The organism is Rhizobacter sp. P2_H2 (assembly GCF_056403375.1).
In genome coordinates this window covers 1-1,927 of the sequence record NZ_JBFUFP010001025.1, presented here as the reverse complement: position 1 = coordinate 1,927, position 1,927 = coordinate 1, and the positions used below count along the sequence as shown (strand labels likewise).

The following is a 1,927-nucleotide window of genomic DNA, read 5'->3' as shown; positions in this document are numbered from 1 at the left end:
CGTGACGACCGGCTCAGGCGGCGGCGTCAGCGCGTCCAGCAGGTTGGCCTCGGTGACCTTGTTGCCCTTCAGCACCCGGGTGTCGCCCATATCCTGGGCGCGCAGCGGCGCGGCCAGCAGCGGGGCAGCCAGCGCGGCAGCCAGGACCAGCCCGGCAGTGCGGCGCAGCGAAGACGAATTGAAGCTCAGCGTGTCCATCAGGGACCTCCGTACAGATTCCGCGATCATGACCGCTGCCACCCCCCATCGGAAGCGACGAAGGTCACGCATCCCACGATCAAGGGGCCGCCTTGCCCGCCCCGTCGCCCAGCGTGTCGTCTTCCCACAACCCCGACATCCGCGTGGTTTCCGACGGATCGCCGACCCACACCGCGATCGCGGTGTAGTTGTCCTGCTTCGGCTTGGCCGCGGCGCGGATGGTCTCGCCCATGCGGTCCAGCCAGTCCCCGGCCGAATCGGCGGCGGCGAAGGCCGACTCGATCGCCCGCTTCGAGAACAGGTCCCACCAGCCGTCGGAGCACAGCAGGAAGGCGTCGCCGTCCTCGATCGGCATGTGGGTCTCCAGCGTGCTCGGCTCCACCGGTCCCTCGGTGCCCATCGCGCTGAGCAGCTGGTTCTTGTGCGGGTGGTCGATCGCCTCTTCCGGCGTCAGGTAGCCGGCGTCGACCATGCGCTGCACGACGCTGTCGTCGCGCGTCACGTGGCACACGCGGCCATGGCGCAGCATGTACAGGCGCGAGTCGCCGACGTGCGTCCACAGCGCTTCCTCGCGCCGCATGTCGATCCACAGCGCGACCAGCGTCGCATGCATGCGCTCGGCGCTGCGCTTGCCCTGCTGCTGCTCGTTGATCGCCGCATGCGTGTCGCACACCAGCTGCGTCAGGTACTCGGGCGTCGCCTGCGTCGCCGACTGCAGGCCGAGCGCCGTCATGCGCACCACCATGTCGGAGGCGACGTTGCCGCCCCGGTGCCCGCCGGCCCCGTCGGCCAGCACGGCATAGCAGAACGGCCCGCTGACGCCGTGGCGCAGGTCGTCCTCGTTGCGGCTTCGCCCGCCTACCTCGCTGCGGGCGGCGATCTCGACTTGCAGCATGGGCATGCGTCCGTCAGGTGCGGCCCGGATGGCGCTCGGCGTCCAGGCGGTCCAGCTGGTCTTCATAGGCCTTGATGAAGGCCTTGCCGAACAACTCGTGGAAATCCTCCTGGGCGTCTTCGTGGATGCGCTGGTAGTGCTGCAGGTACTGTTCCCAGAGCTTGGCGCGGCGGTTCATCGGCAGCACGCTGTCGAGCACGCTGTTGCCGGAGAGCTTGCTCTCGAGCTGCGAGGGCTCGAAGCGCTTGAGCACGCCTTCGAGCGCGGCGCGCATGCCCACCATCGTGCCGATCGCGTGGCCGACCAGGTCGTCCATCGCATCGTGCACCGCGGCCGGGCCGACCATGAAGCCGCGCATCGGCGGCTGCAGCAGCTGCTCGATCGCGGTACCGGCATCCGGCGAGAACTTCAGCGGGTTGTTGTTGCGGGCCTGGATCATCGTCACATCGGCGCGCAGCTCCTGCTTGGCGGCGGCCCGCGTGGCGACCAGCTTCAGCGTGCCGTCCACCGAATGGCGCAGCAACTCGCCGATCACCCGCATCAGCGCCGGGTTCAGGCCCTGCGGCGGTTGCAGCTGGATGCCCGCGCCTTCGCAGAACGCGGCCCACAGCGCGTCGGGCGTGGTGTCGCCGGCGGCGTAGGCCGGGGCGGCCGCGGGCGGGCGCGTGGCGGGCGGTGGAACAGCCACGGGCGGTGCCACCGGCGTGGGCGGCATCGGCGTCAGCGGCATCGGTGCCGAGGTCATCAGCGACGGCCGGGCCGGGCGCACGCCGGGCATCGTCGTCGTCGGCGTGAGGTCGTCGCCGCGGATGCGTGCAGCCGGCGGTGCAGCCC

Annotated in this window: 2 protein-coding genes and 1 pseudogene; all 3 read right to left on the bottom strand. The window is 70.6% G+C overall.

Translation table 11 applies throughout. The features are described 5' to 3' along the window. Positions 1–198, bottom strand: a pseudogene (locus AC1D15_RS29600) (hypothetical protein); the annotation flags it as partial. A 79-nt stretch (positions 199–277) separates the two neighbouring features. Further along, positions 278–1,099 carry a PP2C family protein-serine/threonine phosphatase gene (locus AC1D15_RS29595; protein ID WP_197067018.1) on the bottom strand — a complete coding sequence of 274 codons (822 nt, stop codon included), beginning with the start codon at positions 1,097–1,099 and terminating at the stop codon, positions 278–280. Between the two features lie 7 nt (positions 1,100–1,106). Continuing rightward, a partial coding sequence (gene tagH / locus AC1D15_RS29590) for a type VI secretion system-associated FHA domain protein TagH (protein ID WP_477828831.1) occupies positions 1,107–1,927 on the bottom strand: 821 nt, incomplete at its 5' end.

What these genes read in the sequence shown, in the direction of transcription:
- AC1D15_RS29595 (WP_197067018.1), bottom strand. Translation starts at nt 1,099, where the DNA reads ATGCCCATGCTGCAAGTCGAGATCGCCGCCCGCAGCGAGGTAGGCGGG.